The sequence below is a fragment of the Nodosilinea nodulosa PCC 7104 genome, assembly GCF_000309385.1.
GTDB classification, from domain to species: Bacteria; Cyanobacteriota; Cyanobacteriia; order Phormidesmidales; family Phormidesmidaceae; genus Nodosilinea; species Nodosilinea nodulosa.
Genome location: NZ_JH976537.1, coordinates 948,853 through 963,152, shown reverse-complemented (window position 1 = coordinate 963,152; position 14,300 = coordinate 948,853). Strand labels below are relative to the sequence as shown.

Genomic DNA, 14,300 nt, shown 5'->3' with positions numbered 1-14,300 from the left:
GAGCGCAATGACTATGCCAGACTCCCCTCAATGGCACCCGCCAGGGTCCCCAAACCAGTCCCCGTCGGCTGCGGTGTTGACCCTTGGCAATCCGGTGCTGCGTCAGGTCGCCCAGCCCGTGGAGTCTGTGGATGACCGCCGCCTGCAACAGCTCATCGATCGCATGCTAGATACGGTGCGCAGCGCCAGCGGTGTCGGTATTGCAGCCCCGCAGCTGGGCCATTCGCTGCGGGTGCTGGTGGTGGCGTCGCGCCCTAACCTGCGCTATCCCCATGCCCCTTTGATGGAGCCGCTGGTGATGATTAATCCGCGTCTAGTCTCCGCCAGCGACGAGCTGGAGCTGGGCTGGGAGGGCTGCCTCAGCGTGCCGGGGGTGCGAGGCCGGGTGCCTCGCCATCGGGTGGTCGAGGTGGAGTACTGCGATCGCCACGGCCAGCCCCGGCATCAGGTGTGGGAAGGCTTTGTCGCCCGCATCTTTCAGCACGAGGCCGACCATCTGGAGGGCAAGGTGTTTCTCGATCGGGTGCAGTCAGAAACCGATTTAATGTCGGAGGCGGCCTACCAGGCGATGGAAATTGCTGACCTGGGCTAGGCAGACGCTCTGTTCCATTCTCCGGCCCATTTCTGAAAAATATCCGATCGAAACAGGCCTATCTCAAATCCTTCCGTTACTCTGGAACCTCTGGCCCCGGTAGCGCTGACCCTGATAGCGCTAATAGACATACCCTGGCTAGATGTTCTGGCCCAGCCCGGCTAAAGGAGGCAGCTTGAGTTCCCAGCCCCGCATCATCCATCTCGATATGCTGGACACCGACTACGCCAAAATCGCGGCGGGAGAACCCATCCCTGACGACAAAAAGCAGCGGCTCGCCCAGGACAGCTACGACTTCAATCGTCTCGGCAAGCATATTGCCCGCTACCGCTACGGCAACCTCGACCAGCAGAGTCGGGACGATATTCTCTGCACCCTGGGCACCATCGCTGGCCTGTTTACCCTGGCCGACACCGAGGATATGAACGATCGCCTGCGCCAGACGGGCCGCTTTTACCTTACTCCCGGCGAACGGCAGCAGGTAATCAACTGGCTGGCCGATGAGCTGGGCATCGAGCTGAACCGCTCGCAAAGAGAGGCATAGAATTCTCTCTGGCCAGGGAATAGATTGAGACCTGCCTGGGTATCTCAATGTAAACGAGTATTTCAATCGAGTTACAACCCGCGAGAGTGGGCCAAAATCCCGAAAGTCGCGTGATACGATGCATCCGTAGCTTTTTGCAATAGTGGAGTAGGCACCCTTGGTACTTCGGGTAGCAGTAGTAGGATCAGGTCCAGCAGGCTCCTCGGCTGCTGAGACGTTAGTTAAAGCCGGTATTGAAACGTACCTGTTCGAGCGCAAGCTAGACAACGCCAAGCCCTGCGGCGGGGCCATTCCCCTCTGCATGGTGGAAGAGTTTGACTTACCGCCTGAAATCATCGATCGCCGCGTGCGCAAGATGAAGATGATCTCCCCCTCCAACGTTGAGGTCAACATCGGCAGCACTCTCAAAGATGACGAGTACATCGGCATGTGCCGCCGCGAAGTGCTGGATGGGTTTTTGCGCGATCGCGCCGCCATGCACGGGGCCAAGCTAATCAACGGCACCGTTCACACCCTGGAAATTCCCACCAGCGAGAGTGGGGCCTATACCCTGCACTACACCGCCCACACCGAAGACGGGCTGGTGGGTGAAAACAAATCCCTCCAGGTGGACCTGGTGATTGGGGCCGACGGGGCCAACTCCCGCGTCGCCAAGGCGATCAAGGCGGGGGATTATAACTACGCGATCGCCTTCCAGGAGCGCATTCGCCTGCCCGAAGACAAAATGGCCTACTACGAAGACCTGGCCGAAATGTACGTGGGCAACGACGTCTCCCCCGACTTCTACGCCTGGGTCTTCCCCAAGTACGACCACGTCGCCGTCGGCACCGGCACCATGCGGGTCAACCAGGCCAAGATCAAGGGCCTCCAGGCGGGCATTCGCGCTCGCGCCGCCAAGCGCTTAGAAGGCGGCGAAATCATCAAGGTGGAAGCTCACCCCATCCCCGAACATCCCAGACCTCGCCGCGTCGTTGGTCGGGTGGCTCTGGTGGGCGACGCGGCAGGCACCGTCACCAAATCCTCCGGTGAGGGCATTTACTTTGCGGCCAAGTCGGCCCGCATGTGCGCCGAAACCATTGTGGAATTCTCCAACAACGGCCAGCGCATTCCCACCGAAGCCGACCTCAAGGTCTACCTGAAGCGCTGGGATAAGCAGTACGGCATGACCTACAAAGTGCTAGATCTGCTGCAAACGGTGTTCTACCGTTCCGACGCCACCCGCGAGGCCTTCGTCGAAATGTGCTCTGACATGGACGTGCAGAAGCTCACCTTCGACAGCTACCTCTACAAAACCGTGGTGCCCGCCAACCCCCTGGTGCAGATGAAAATCACCGCCAAAACCGTAGGCAGCCTGATTCGCGGCCATGCGCTAGCGCCCACCCGCAGCTGGTAAGTTAGCGATTGTTCGGTTCCTCGCTAGACCCCTAAATCGACTGGCTTTGACAAAATTTTGTCAAAGCCAGTTTTTGCTTTTTATGGCCTAATTCTCGGTATCCTAAGGCAAGAAACAGGGCTTCTACGTATGTGCCAAGGCTCACTGGCAATTGCCCCAGCAAACCCTGCTATTTCGGCTTTTAATACATCTCATGCCAAACCCAAGCTTTGACGTACCGCTTGCCGTACCTCGGCGCAAAGTTCATACATTTCTTCGGCGACTTCTTGATCAGCAGAAAAGCCTGGATAGCGAACTTCAACCGCAAAGTCGGTCAGCAATGCTAGAGCTGGGCGAAAGCGCTCCCAGTCAGGTTCTACTGGATTGAGTAGAGTTAGCAGAGCAGTCAGGTCATGGATTTTAGGGAAGGGAATGTTAGCGGCTAACAATCTTGCTTTGAGATATTTTTCGACACACTGCTGAGTGTGGAAACAAACGGCATCGTAATTTGGCAGCTGCCGAACCTGCAATTCTCGGCTAGCTGTGCCAAAATCTGCCTCAGCCTTATCAACCCACTCCTGTATTGTCGCTGTCATACAACACTTTGCCGTTGTTGACGATATCTTCTAAAAAAAAGTCCTGCATAGCCAAGCGCTGAAGTAAATATTCAGGCGTTCGCACCAGCAAGTCAAGCGCAAACCCAGGCTTAACCTGACAACGAATCTCAGCGGCTTTTCGGGCGGGATATCCCTCAAAAGGTAAGACAACCAAGATGTCTACATCAGAGTCTTCGGTGGGTTCGCCATAGGCGTAGGAGCCAAACAGAATGATGCGATCGGGTTTGAACTGCTCAGCAATTTGCCGACCCAGTGCTTCAATTTGCTGCATGTCAACCATGGGTTGTCTCCAGCTGTTTCACCAATTCTGCCACGGCTGCCGACACTCAAAGAGCTAGAGGCCTTGAATTCGACAAAAGAATGGCTTTTGAAACTCTAAAGTCCCAAAAGCCATTTCTCAAACTGTTGAGGCTCTGCCAGATTTGCCTATTTACCCATGCCGAGCTGCTGGGCTTTCTGGTAGACCTTCCCCTCGGTCAGCAGTGAGGGAGCAATCACCACCTCCACCTGCTGCATTTCTTTGAGGTCTTTGGCCCCCAGGGTGCCCATGCTGGTTTGCAGCGCTCCCAGGAAATTGTGGGTACCGTCGTCGAGGCCGGCAGGGCCGCGCAGAATTTGCTCTAGGGTGCCGATGGTGCCCACCTTGATGCGGGTACCTCGAGGCAGGACCGGGCTGGGAGTAGCCATGCCCCAGTGGAAGCCGCGCCCCGGCGCTTCGGCGGCGCGGGCAAAGGGCGAGCCGATCATCACTCCATCGGCACCGCAGGCAATGCACTTGCAAATGTCGCCGCCGGTCACCAGGCCGCCGTCGGCGACGATCGCCACGTAGCGGCCAGTTTCGGCAAAGAAGTCGTCGCGGGCGGCGGCGCAGTCGGCCACTGCCGTTGCCTGGGGAATGCCAATCCCCAGCACCCCGCGCGAGGTGCAGGCAGCCCCAGGGCCAATGCCCACCATCACGGCGGCGGCCCCGGCCTTCATTAGGTTGAGGGCAACCTCGTAGGTGACGCAGTTGCCCAAAATTACCGGCATCGGCATTTCGGTACAAAAGGCCGCCAGATCCAGCGGCTCGATATCTGCCGGAGACAGGTGGGCTGTCGACACCACCGTGGCCTGCACAAACACCAGGTCGGCCCCCGCCTCGGCAACGGTAGCCCCAAACCGAGCCGCTCCGGCGGGGGTCAAGCTCACAGCGGCGACGCCACCCTCGGCTTTAATCGCCTGAATGCGCTTGGTGATTAGCTCCGGTTTGATGGGTTCGGCATAGAGGGTCTGCATCAGCCCCACAAACTCGTCTTTGCCTACCGAGGCGATTTGGTCGAGAATGGGGTTGGGATCGTCGTAGCGGGTTTGAATGCCCTCCAGGTTCAGCACCCCCAGCGCTCCCAGCTTAGAGAGCTGAATGGCCATGGCCACATCGACCACCCCATCCATGGCGCTGGCGATGATCGGAATATCGCGCTCGATGCCGCCGATCTGCCAACGGGTATTGGCCAGGCTTGGATCCAGAGTTCTCGGCCCTGGGACCAGGGCAATTTCGTCAATGCCGTATGCTCTGCGGACTACTTTGCCGCGACCAAGTTGTATATTCACGTGCTTACTTTACCCTCTGGGCCAAAACCATTAGGTTAGCCTAGCAAAAAAGAATTCTTGCCGTATAGCCATTGGGCTGGAACCCCGCTGACAATAGGGATACCGGCGGTGGGTGATAAGATTGGTCAGGCTCGGGCCAGAGCACGACCAGAGCACCATTTTTAGCGGGGAAAAAGGATTGTGAATCTGTCGTCGCTGACGTTTTTGCGCAAAATGCGATCGCCCAATCGCCAGTTTGCCGTGATTGGCCTGGGGCGCTTTGGCCGGGCGGTGTGCGGCACCCTCAACAATTTGGGCTATGAGGTGCTGGCCGCCGACAATGACGAACGCCGGGTCAGCCAGGCCCTCACCGACCAGATTGCCGCCCACGCTCTCCAACTCGACACCACCCAGCCCACGGCCCTGCGCGAGGCGGGCATCACCGACTTTGACACGGTGATCGTGGCGATCGGCAACTACGTCGAAGAAAGCATTATCACCACCCTCAACCTCAAGGAGGCCGGGGTTAAGAACGTGGTCGCCAAGGCATCGTCAGAGATCCACGGCAAGCTGCTCGATCGCGTCGGGGCCGACCACGTGGTCTTTCCTGAGCACGAGATGGGCTGCGAACTGGCGCGATCGCTCACCACCCCCGGCATTCTCGATCGCTTTGAGATCGACCCCGATCACTGCATCGCCGAAGTGATTGTGCCCAAGGCCTTTGATCAAAAAACCATCGTTGACCTCGACCTGCGCAACCGCTACGAACTCACCCTGCTGGCCCTCAGCCACGAAAATGAACCCGATAAATTTGAGATCAACCCCAGCCCTGTCACCCGCCTTAAGGCCGGGGGGCTGATGGTGGTGATTGGCAGCAACAAAGGTTTGGAACGTCTACCGGTATAGCCCATGCGCGTGATTGGTTTAATTAGCGGCACCTCCGTCGACGGTATTGACGCCGCCCTAGTCGAGCTTGAGGGCCAGGGCTACGACCTGAGCGTAACTCTGCTGGACGGCCTCACCTGGCCCTACCCAGCCGAGCTTCAGCAGCAGATTTTGGCCCTCTGTGCCGGTGAGCCCGTGGGCCTAGAGAGGCTGGCTCACCTGGACGACGCCGTGGCCCACAGCTTTGCCGATGCCGCCCAGGCGTTGATGGCCCAGGCCGGCCCCGCCGAACTGGTGGCCTCCCACGGGCAAACCGTGTTTCACCGCCCGGTGGGCCGTCCCTCGCTGCCGGGGCGCGGCGATATTCAACTGGGCTACAGCCTGCAACTGGGGCGCGGTGCCGTCCTGGCCCAGCGGGTGCAGCTGCCCACCGTCAGCGACTTTCGCCAGGCCGACATTGAGGCCGGGGGCGAGGGTGCCCCGCTGGCGCCGGTGCTCGATCTCTGCCTGCTCAGCCACCCCACCGAGCGGCGGTGCGTGCAAAACCTGGGCGGCATCGGCAATGTCGCCTATCTGCCCCCTTGGGATCGCCAGAGCCCCGCTCCTAAAGTACTGGGCTGGGATACCGGGCCGGCCAACTCGCTGATCGACATCGCCATGCACACCCTCTCTGAGGGCACCCTAGCCTACGATCGCGACGGAGCCTGGGCTGCCCAGGGTACTCCCTGCCAGGCCCTGATCGAGGCATGGCTGGAGCACCCCTACTTTCTGCAACCGCCGCCCAAGTCAACCGGGCGAGAGCTGTTTGGCTGGGACTTCTTTCAGCGGTGCCAGCAAGATGCCCGCGCCCGGGGGCTAAGTGCCGTGGATCTGGTGGCAACCCTGACCGAGTTCACCGCCGCCTCAGTGGCGCAGGAGTACCGCACTTTTCTGGCCGCCCTGCCCGATCGCGTGCTGGTGGGCGGCGGCGGCAGCCACAACCCGGTGCTGATGGCGCGCCTCCAGGCCCACCTGCCGGAGAGCGCCGTGCAGACCACCGACGAGGTGGGGCTGTCGGCCAGCTACAAAGAGGCGATCGCCTTCGCGATGCTGGGCTACTGGCACTGCCAGAGGTTTGCGGGCAACCTACCCGCTGTCACCGGAGCGAGCGGTCCGGTGGTGTTGGGACATCTCAGCCATCCCCGGTTGAGCCTCTAAATCCAGGGGGTGCCCGCGCCCCGTACCTCGGTCTGAACAATAGGGCGTATGCTTGAGAAATATGGACAGATTGCCGTGGGCCAGGCTGAACCGAGACAGTATCACAGGGGATGTAATGGCTGGGGAGACAGGGTGTGGAGCATAGCTTTTTAATTGAGCCTGGCCGGTGGACCCTGCAAGGCAGCTGGCTGGAGCGCGATCGCCTGCCTACCCCGGTCAAAGGCAAAATCTTGATTGCCTGGAGCCGCGACGACTGGTTCACCATGGTGATGAAGCTGGCGCTACCGGACACCCAGCCCAGCGAAATGGCGCTTCAGTACCGGGGTCGGTTGACCAGCGGCGACTGCCAGTACACCTTTGTGCTGCAGCACAGCCTGCTGGGCCGGGTCGAAGGAGAGGGCTGGGTGGCTCCTGACTCAATTATTCAGCGCTATTGGGCCTTGGGCGATCGCCAGCGCCGCACCGGCTTTGAGACCCTCTACCGCCTCGATAAAGACCGCTATCACCTCTCCAGCGGCATTATGACCGGGCACTACCTGACCAGCGCCATGGAGGCTACCCTACACCTGCAAAGCACCCCTCCCCTGGGTATTTAGCCTGGCGCTTGCCCAGCTAGTGCTCCAGGCAGAATGTACTAAAGTAGAGACAAACCTGTAGAGGCAAAACCTTTCAACTGTAGCTGGGCATATTAACTCTATATCCCAGGGTCAGTGGTTGTGGCTGAGGCTTGGGTATAGCTGGGTGCACTATTGGCATAGGTTCTAGGGCGGGCGCCGCCACACGTATTTTCATGGGTCGCGGGTCAGGCCAGGGCCTTGCATTGGCGTCGATAGGTCCTGCTACAGCGATCAAATACCCCGGTTTCTGAGCTTTTGGGTGGCTCGTCAGGGGTAGCAAACCTGGCTTTCCTCCCTGCTATTGTGTCGATATTTTGCCTCCATCGCCCCCTGACTACTGGCTAGTACCGTTCTATGGCTGACTCAAACCTGGGCTGTAAATTAGCAAATCGCTATGAGCTATTGGAACCCATCGGCGAGGGGTCTATGGGGCGGGTCTATCTAGCCGAGGATTTGCTCCTGGGCAGCGTTAGAGTGGCCATTAAGCTGCTGTCTCAAACGCTGCCCGGCGAAAAAATGCGCGATCGCTTCATGCAGGAGGCCATGACCTGCGCTCAGCTGGGCCAAAAGAGCATTCATGTGGTGCGCGTTACCGATTACGGGGTCAGCGACGAAGGGGTGCCCTTCTACGTGATGGAGTACCTCCAGGGGCAGAGTCTGAGCCATATGATCAACCTCCAACCCCTGCCCGTACCTCGTTTCTTAGGGCTGATTCGGCAAATTTGTCTGGGTCTTCAGGCCGCCCACGACGGCATTATCCTAAAGACCCAGGCCAATCCGGTCCCCATCATCCACCGCGACATCAAGCCCAGCAACATCATGATTGTGCAAGACCCCACCCTGGGGGAGCTGGCAAAAATTTTAGACTTTGGCATCGCCAAGCTCATGCAGATCGACAGCGACCAGACCAACTGCTTCATGGGCACTCTGGCCTACGCCTCCCCCGAGCAAATGGAAGGCCACGATCTGGACAGCCGCTCTGACATCTACAGCCTTGGGGTGATGATGTTTCAGATGCTGACTGGCTATCTGCCGCTGCGGGCCAGCAGCCACACCTTCGGCGGCTGGTACAAGGTGCACCAGACGCAAAGCCCCAAGCGCATGGAGGAGGTGGCCAGCAACATTAAAATTCCTAAGCTGCTCGAAGATCTGGTGATGGGCTGCATGGCCAAGCAGCCCGGCGATCGCCCCCAGACCACCCAGGAAATTTTGCACATCCTGGAGCCTTTGCAGTCGCGCTACGTCAACGGGTTTCGCATTAGCCAGCGGATTGGTACCACCCTCAACCGCGTGCCCGTCACCCGCCAGCCCGCCCCTGCCGAGGTGCTCAAAGAAGACCAGGTGTGTAAGCTAACCGTCTGGCCATCCACCAAGCCCATTGCCGAAATCGTCTTTCCCCACGCCTTGCCCACCAGCAAAGGCCCCCTGGCCACCCTCTGGGCCATGATGCCCGATGCCGAAATCAACCGTCGGCTGGTGAGCACCCGCTACAACACCTTCATCTGCACCATGGCCCCCCACCCGATGATGCTGTGGCTTACGGTGCTCTACAGCAGCGCCAGCGGTGCTCGCTGGCTGCCCTGCTACCTCGATCTCAAAACCGCCCTGGGTCAGGATATGGCCGCGCTGCTGGGTCAGGGCGGCACCTACAAGCTGCTGCTGTTTGCCCTAGAAAACCCGCGCCGCTGTGCTCACGTGCTGAGCTGTAGCGTTTCCGATCCCCAGCGGAGTCTGCTCCAGGAATGGGTTCTGACCGCCCGAACTCGGCCTGCCACCGGGGCCATTGCCACCAGCCGCGAACTCTTGCGCAACGAGCTGCAAACCAAGCTCAAGCCCAAGGTGCTGCAAAAACTAGAGTCTATCTATGTCGACACGGGGTCGAGCCTCTCAGATTAGGCCTGGGCTAGCGCACTACTTTGCGATCGCGGCCCGCTGCTTTTGCCAGGTATAGCGCCTGATCGGCCGCTGCAATCAGCATTGCAGGGGCATCGGCCGGTTGGGGAATCAGGCTGGCAACCCCTAGACTAAGGGTGAGGTGAAACGCGATCGGCGAGCTTTCGTGGGAGATCTGAAGGGCTTCGATGGCAGCCTGCAGCCTGTCTGCCACGTAGGCGGCGCTGGCCGGGGTTGTGTTGGGCAAAAGCACCGCAAATTCCTCACCGCCGTAGCGGGCCACTAAATCTGCCGAGCGCTCGACCGCGCGGCTCAGGGCCTGGGCCACCTGACGCAGACAGGCATCTCCCTGCTGGTGACCATAGGTGTCGTTATAGAGTTTAAAGAAGTCGATATCGCAGAGAATTAGGGCCAGGGGGGTTTGCTCGCGCAGGGCTCGTCGCCACTCCCGTTCCAAATGATCGTCGAAACAGCGGCGATTGCCCACCTGGGTCAACCCATCCAGCGCCGCCAGGCGCTGCAGCGCCTGATTGGCCACGGTCAGCTGCTGGTACAGGCTGGCCTGCTGAATGGCGATCGCCACCTGAGTTGAGAGCTGCTGCATCAGGTCAATCTCGATGGGCTGCCAGCGACAGGGTTCGCGGCACTGGTGGGCAATCAGCAGGCCCCACAGGGTTTGATCCTGCAAAATCGGCACGATGAGGTTGGCCTTGACCTGGAGCGATCGCAGAAACTGGTCATAACACGGGCTGAGCTGAGCCGTCTCAATGTTGTCCATGGCGTGGATGCGCCCCTGCCGGTAGGGCTCGATATAGCGCTCGGCAAAGCAGGGTTCGATCAGGTTCATGCCCAAAATAGAGCCCCACTCTTCTAACGCTGACTCATACACAACGACCCCACTCCAGTCTGTCTCTAGACGGTAGATGAAAACCCGATCCGCCGCTAAAAACTGGCGGACTTCGTTCACCGTGGTGGCTAAAATTTCGTCTAAATTGAGAGACTGGCGAATGCGCTGGGCAATCTCGCCCATCAGCCGCTGCCGCTGGGCCTGGCGCTGCAGGGCAATTTCATGCTGTCGTCGCCTTGCCACTTCCTGCTGCAGCAGGTGATTTGTTCTCGATAGGGCCGCTGTGCGGTCTGCGATCTGCTGCTCCAGGGAGTCGTAGGCCTGTAGCAGGGCCGCCTCCGCCTGTTTGCGCAACGTAATATCCTTTGTAAAGCAGTAGAAAATGAGCGGGTCGGGCTGGGGGCCACTCGCTTTAACCAAAACAACCTGCTTGAAAAAGACAGAGCCATCTTTGCAAAGGCCCCGCAGCTCAATTTCGGCCCTGCCGTGGATGAGCATCTGCTCGTAGGTGGACTCCGCAGCGGCTATATCTTCAGGATGCACCGTCTGCCGCCAGTGCATGCCTACCATTTCCTCCGCCCCATAGCCTACCATCGCGGCATAGGCGGGGTTGACCGCTACATAGCGGCCCTGAACGTCGATCTGGCTAATGCCTTCGACGGCGTTTTCTAAAACCTGGGTGGTGTTGCGCAGCGTGCTGGCTGTCTGGTGTTGCTCTAGCAATGCCTCTTTGAGGGCGACAACGTGGCGATGTAGTTCAAGCTGGTCAACGACTTGGTGGGCCAGGGCTTTCAGGGCATTTTGCTGCTGCTGGCTCAAAAATCGCGGCACAGTGTCAATCACGCACAGCGTGCCAATTGCGTAGCCGTCTGGAGTGATCAGAGGAGCGCCAGCATAGAAACAAACGTGAGGCTCAGAGACCACAAAGGGATTGTTGGCGAAGCGCTCATCCTGGCGAGTATCGGGAACGAGCAGTAGATTTGAGTGGAGAATGGCGTAGGTACAAAAGCTTACCTCCCGAGGCGTTTCAGACAGGTCTATCCCCACCGATGACTTAAACCACTGCCGGTGCATATCGACCAGAGTAATAATTGCGATCGGCGCTTGGCACAGATGGGCGGCAAGGTCGACTAGCCCATCAAAGGCTACTTCTGGCTCAGTATCTAGAATTTGATACTGATATAGGGCTGCCAGTCGTTCTTCTTCATTGGCAGGTAGGGGATAAAGTGCAGCCATAGATAGATTCTGGGCAATCTACTGTGCCAGGTACGGGGTCTACTGTAGGTTGAACTATGACTACACCCTAAATGCCTGCGACATCGGAAAATAACAACCCAGGGGTTGAATTCTAGGGGACGAGGTAGCAGCAATTGCCTCCAGATCCCTAGTTTATCCCCAGCAGGTCAGAAATCACATCGGGGAAAACACGCCTAATTGTCTAGCGCTCAATAAAATTACGGCAATTCTGACGGCGGATTGTTTTGCTGCTTTAGCCGAAGAAGCGGCGGTTCTCAAAGCTCTATTTGGTCGCCCCTTGTAGATCGGTCGGCGATGTAATGATGCCTGCAAAAGCGCTTTAATTCTTTTGATCTAGGAGGTCTCAAATACGCCCCAGGAACCGTAATCGGTACAGTTAAAAAGCACTCTTGATCAACGGCACTTTAAATACTTTGAAGACTCATAATGCAGTTGAGCCATTAAACCTTTGCCCAACCAAACCGCCGAGAACTAGATGCTGAAATATACCGACTATTCCAGCTCGCTTGGCTCCCTCGCGATTGGCAATAGTCGGCTACACTTTTGCCGCAGTCTACTAGCCGCTGGCGGCCTGGCTAGGGCGACGTCAGTCCAGCAGATGGGCTAACGCGGTGCTGTACTCCTGGTAAGATTTGACGCCGGTTAGGGTCTCTAGCCGTTCACCATTTTTAAAGAACATGACCGCTGGTATGCCTTTAAGCCCAAACCGTTTGGATAGCTGCCGGTTGGTGTCAAAGTCTATTTTCATCACGGTAACGCGGTCTTTGTAGGCCTCGGCCAGCCGATCTATGGAGGGGGTCACCTGTTTGCAGGAGCCGCACCAGGAGGCCATGCAATCTACGACCAGCCGCGATTTTTCAGCTATGAGTGAGTCGAGTTCTGCTTCATTGGTGATTAGCTGGGCTGCTCCGGTGTCCTTTTGGCCTAGCTGGGCGAGTTCGTGGGCGACCTCAGCCGCAGAGAGGTTGCCGTTGATGGTTTTTAGCCGCGATTGCCCCTGGGGGTCGGCCTCTGCTCTCGGCTGCCGATAGTACTCAAGCACAGGATCGATCTCTTCCTGGTAGCGCTCTAGCCGATTGCGAAGGCCGGAAACCGACTCGGCCTGCCCTCGCTCAGCGGCTAGCCGACTGATTAAAAGCTCGGTCATGGCTTTAAGATAAACCACTGTCGCTGCGGACTGGCCAAACGCTAACCACCAGTCGTCAAACCCCTGGGCCTGGGCCAGGGTGCGCGGAAATCCATCTAAGACCCAGCCCTTGAGCATCGTGTCTGGCTGCTCAAACCGCTTCCGAATCAGCTTCATGGTGAGGGCATCGGGCACCAGTTCGCCCGCCTCCAGGTAAGCACGAGCCTCCAGGCCAGCGGCAGATCCCTGGTCGGCGGCCTGCCGAAATAGCTCTCCCATCGAAACATGGGGAATTCCCCACCGCTGAGCAAGGGAGGCGGCCTGGGCTTTAACCCCTACACCGGGAAGTCCTAAAAGGATGAACTGCTTCGCACTCATGGGGAATAAACGGCTCAATTACCATCGCATAGATCCTTATAAACTATATTTTGGCCGTTCTGGTCGATCCATAAGAAAACGTAAAATCCTCTCATTCTGTCCAGGTTCAGCCCAGGAAATGTGGCTTTCTGCTTGGTACAACTCAAGATCTGAATTTGATCTGGTGGGTCAGAAAAAGATCTACAAAAGCTTTAACCCAGTGGGAAAAATAGCTGGTGGTGAGCCAATTGAGGGGGTATGCAGCGGTTGGGGAGTCTCTTTGTCCCTGCTTTTAGGGAGGCCCAATAGAAAAACTTTGAGTTCGATTTAAAGTCTGATATTAAAGGGAAGTTACAGCGAATTCGAATGGAAATTGGGGGTAACTAAGCAGGATTTGGTGGTAGGGGCGATCGCCCCTGCTGCCGCTCTTCCCCTCCCCCGACAGCTCTGTCCTGGTTGCAGCGGTGGAGAGGTGACGCGGCTGGCCCGCCCATCCTTAAGCCTCGACTGCTATTACACTGGTAAAGGGGTGAATGCCCAAAATCCCGTCGTGAGTCATCTATGAACCTACTGGCAAAGCTAATTCCTGGTCAGGCCGATCAGCTCAAACTGCCCAAGCGCAGCCGCCGGGTGCGAGGGGTTGAGCTTAAGAGCGAGGCCGAGCTTGAGATTATGCGCGAGGCGGCCCGTATTGTCGCTACGGTGCTAAAAGAAATCGAGGCGATCGCCCGGCCCGGTATGACCACCGCCGACCTCGATGCCCATGCTGAAACGCGGATTCGCGAAATGGGCGCGACGCCCAGCTTTAAGGGCTACCACGGCTTTCCGGCCTCGATCTGCGCCTGCATCAATGACCAGGTGGTGCACGGCATTCCCCACAAGCGCCAGGTCATTCGTCGGGGCGACCTGCTGAAGGTCGATACGGGGGCCTACTACAACGGCTTCCACGGCGACTCGTGCATCACCATTGCGGTGGGTGAGGTGTCGGCCCAGGCCCAGCAGCTCATGACGGCGGCAGAGGCGGCTCTCTACGCGGGCATTGCCCAGGTGAAGCCGGGGAATACGCTGCTGGATATTGCCGGGGCGATCGAAGACTGCATCGCCAGCTATGGGTTTACGGTGGTCGAAGACTTTACTGGCCACGGCGTTGGCCGCAACCTGCACGAAGCACCCTCGGTCTTTAACTTTCGCACCCGGCAGTTGCCCAACATGAAGCTGCTGCCGGGGATGACGCTGGCGATCGAACCCATTCTCAACGCCGGGTCGAAGCAGACCCGCACCCTCAAGGATCAGTGGACGGTGGTAACCGTCGATCGCTCGCTGTCGGCCCAGTTTGAGCACACGGTGCTGGTCAGCGAAACCGGCTACGAAATCTTGACCGATCGCAACCAGGTGCCTTTGGCGCTGGCCTCCTAACGAACCAAGCC

General features: G+C 58.4%; 13 protein-coding genes. 8 read left to right on the top strand and 5 right to left on the bottom strand.

Annotation, left to right across the window (positions count from 1 at the left end; all coding sequences use genetic code 11):
• Nucleotides 1–13 precede the first annotated feature (13 nt).
• The 3 genes from def to chlP all read left to right on the top strand — a co-directional run bounded on the left by def (nucleotide 14) and on the right by chlP (nucleotide 2,529).
• Nucleotides 14–592, top strand: coding sequence for a peptide deformylase (def, locus tag LEPTO7104_RS0104205; RefSeq protein WP_083886998.1), 579 nt, complete (start codon nucleotides 14–16; stop codon nucleotides 590–592).
• Nucleotides 593–767: 175 nt separating this feature from the next.
• The gene (locus LEPTO7104_RS0104200; protein ID WP_155523515.1) at nucleotides 768–1,136 is read left to right on the top strand and encodes a hypothetical protein; all 369 of its coding nucleotides are present in this window, start codon (nucleotides 768–770) and stop codon (nucleotides 1,134–1,136) included.
• Nucleotides 1,137–1,293: 157 nt separating this feature from the next.
• On the top strand, nucleotides 1,294–2,529 hold the full coding sequence (gene chlP, locus LEPTO7104_RS0104195; RefSeq protein ID WP_017297295.1) for a geranylgeranyl reductase: 1,236 nt from the start codon (nucleotides 1,294–1,296) through the stop codon (nucleotides 2,527–2,529).
• 191 nt (nucleotides 2,530–2,720) lie between these two features.
• Here chlP and LEPTO7104_RS37935 read toward each other — a convergent pair whose 3' ends face one another.
• The 3 genes from LEPTO7104_RS37935 to LEPTO7104_RS0104180 all read right to left on the bottom strand — a co-directional run bounded on the left by LEPTO7104_RS37935 (nucleotide 2,721) and on the right by LEPTO7104_RS0104180 (nucleotide 4,715).
• Nucleotides 2,721–3,104, bottom strand: coding sequence for a HEPN domain-containing protein (locus LEPTO7104_RS37935; RefSeq protein ID WP_071527181.1), 384 nt, complete (start codon nucleotides 3,102–3,104; stop codon nucleotides 2,721–2,723).
• Nucleotides 3,076–3,405, bottom strand: coding sequence for a nucleotidyltransferase domain-containing protein (locus LEPTO7104_RS0104185; RefSeq protein ID WP_026072357.1), 330 nt, complete (start codon nucleotides 3,403–3,405; stop codon nucleotides 3,076–3,078). Before LEPTO7104_RS0104185 ends, LEPTO7104_RS37935 begins: the two co-directional genes overlap by 29 nt.
• Before the next feature lie 146 nt (nucleotides 3,406–3,551).
• On the bottom strand, nucleotides 3,552–4,715 hold the full coding sequence (locus tag LEPTO7104_RS0104180; protein ID WP_017297292.1) for a GuaB3 family IMP dehydrogenase-related protein: 1,164 nt from the start codon (nucleotides 4,713–4,715) through the stop codon (nucleotides 3,552–3,554).
• A 180-nt stretch (nucleotides 4,716–4,895) separates the two neighbouring features.
• Between LEPTO7104_RS0104180 and LEPTO7104_RS0104175 the strand changes: the two genes are divergently transcribed.
• The 4 genes from LEPTO7104_RS0104175 (at nucleotide 4,896) to LEPTO7104_RS0104160 (ending at nucleotide 9,289) form a co-directional block, all read left to right on the top strand.
• Nucleotides 4,896–5,600: a potassium channel family protein gene (locus LEPTO7104_RS0104175; RefSeq protein ID WP_017297291.1), complete on the top strand. Its 705-nt coding sequence runs from the start codon at nucleotides 4,896–4,898 to the stop codon at nucleotides 5,598–5,600.
• A gap of 3 nt (nucleotides 5,601–5,603) precedes the next feature.
• The gene (locus LEPTO7104_RS0104170) at nucleotides 5,604–6,776 is read left to right on the top strand and encodes an anhydro-N-acetylmuramic acid kinase (RefSeq protein ID WP_017297290.1); all 1,173 of its coding nucleotides are present in this window, start codon (nucleotides 5,604–5,606) and stop codon (nucleotides 6,774–6,776) included.
• A gap of 134 nt (nucleotides 6,777–6,910) precedes the next feature.
• On the top strand, nucleotides 6,911–7,372 hold the full coding sequence (locus LEPTO7104_RS0104165) for a hypothetical protein (RefSeq protein WP_017297289.1): 462 nt from the start codon (nucleotides 6,911–6,913) through the stop codon (nucleotides 7,370–7,372).
• 375 nt (nucleotides 7,373–7,747) lie between these two features.
• On the top strand, nucleotides 7,748–9,289 hold the full coding sequence (locus LEPTO7104_RS0104160; protein WP_017297288.1) for a serine/threonine protein kinase: 1,542 nt from the start codon (nucleotides 7,748–7,750) through the stop codon (nucleotides 9,287–9,289).
• A 7-nt stretch (nucleotides 9,290–9,296) separates the two neighbouring features.
• Here LEPTO7104_RS0104160 and LEPTO7104_RS36685 read toward each other — a convergent pair whose 3' ends face one another.
• Together LEPTO7104_RS36685 and LEPTO7104_RS37930 are read right to left on the bottom strand one after the other, a co-directional pair.
• A complete protein-coding gene (locus LEPTO7104_RS36685; RefSeq protein WP_017297287.1) occupies nucleotides 9,297–11,369 on the bottom strand; it encodes a diguanylate cyclase domain-containing protein in 2,073 nt (690 codons plus the stop codon).
• Nucleotides 11,370–11,976: 607 nt separating this feature from the next.
• A complete protein-coding gene (locus LEPTO7104_RS37930; RefSeq protein ID WP_071527180.1) occupies nucleotides 11,977–12,894 on the bottom strand; it encodes a nucleoside monophosphate kinase in 918 nt (305 codons plus the stop codon).
• Between the two features lie 540 nt (nucleotides 12,895–13,434).
• Here LEPTO7104_RS37930 and map point away from each other — a divergent pair.
• Complete coding sequence (gene map / locus LEPTO7104_RS0104145; protein WP_017297285.1) at nucleotides 13,435–14,289, top strand: type I methionyl aminopeptidase; 855 nt, start codon at nucleotides 13,435–13,437, stop codon at nucleotides 14,287–14,289.
• Nucleotides 14,290–14,300 lie beyond the last annotated feature (11 nt).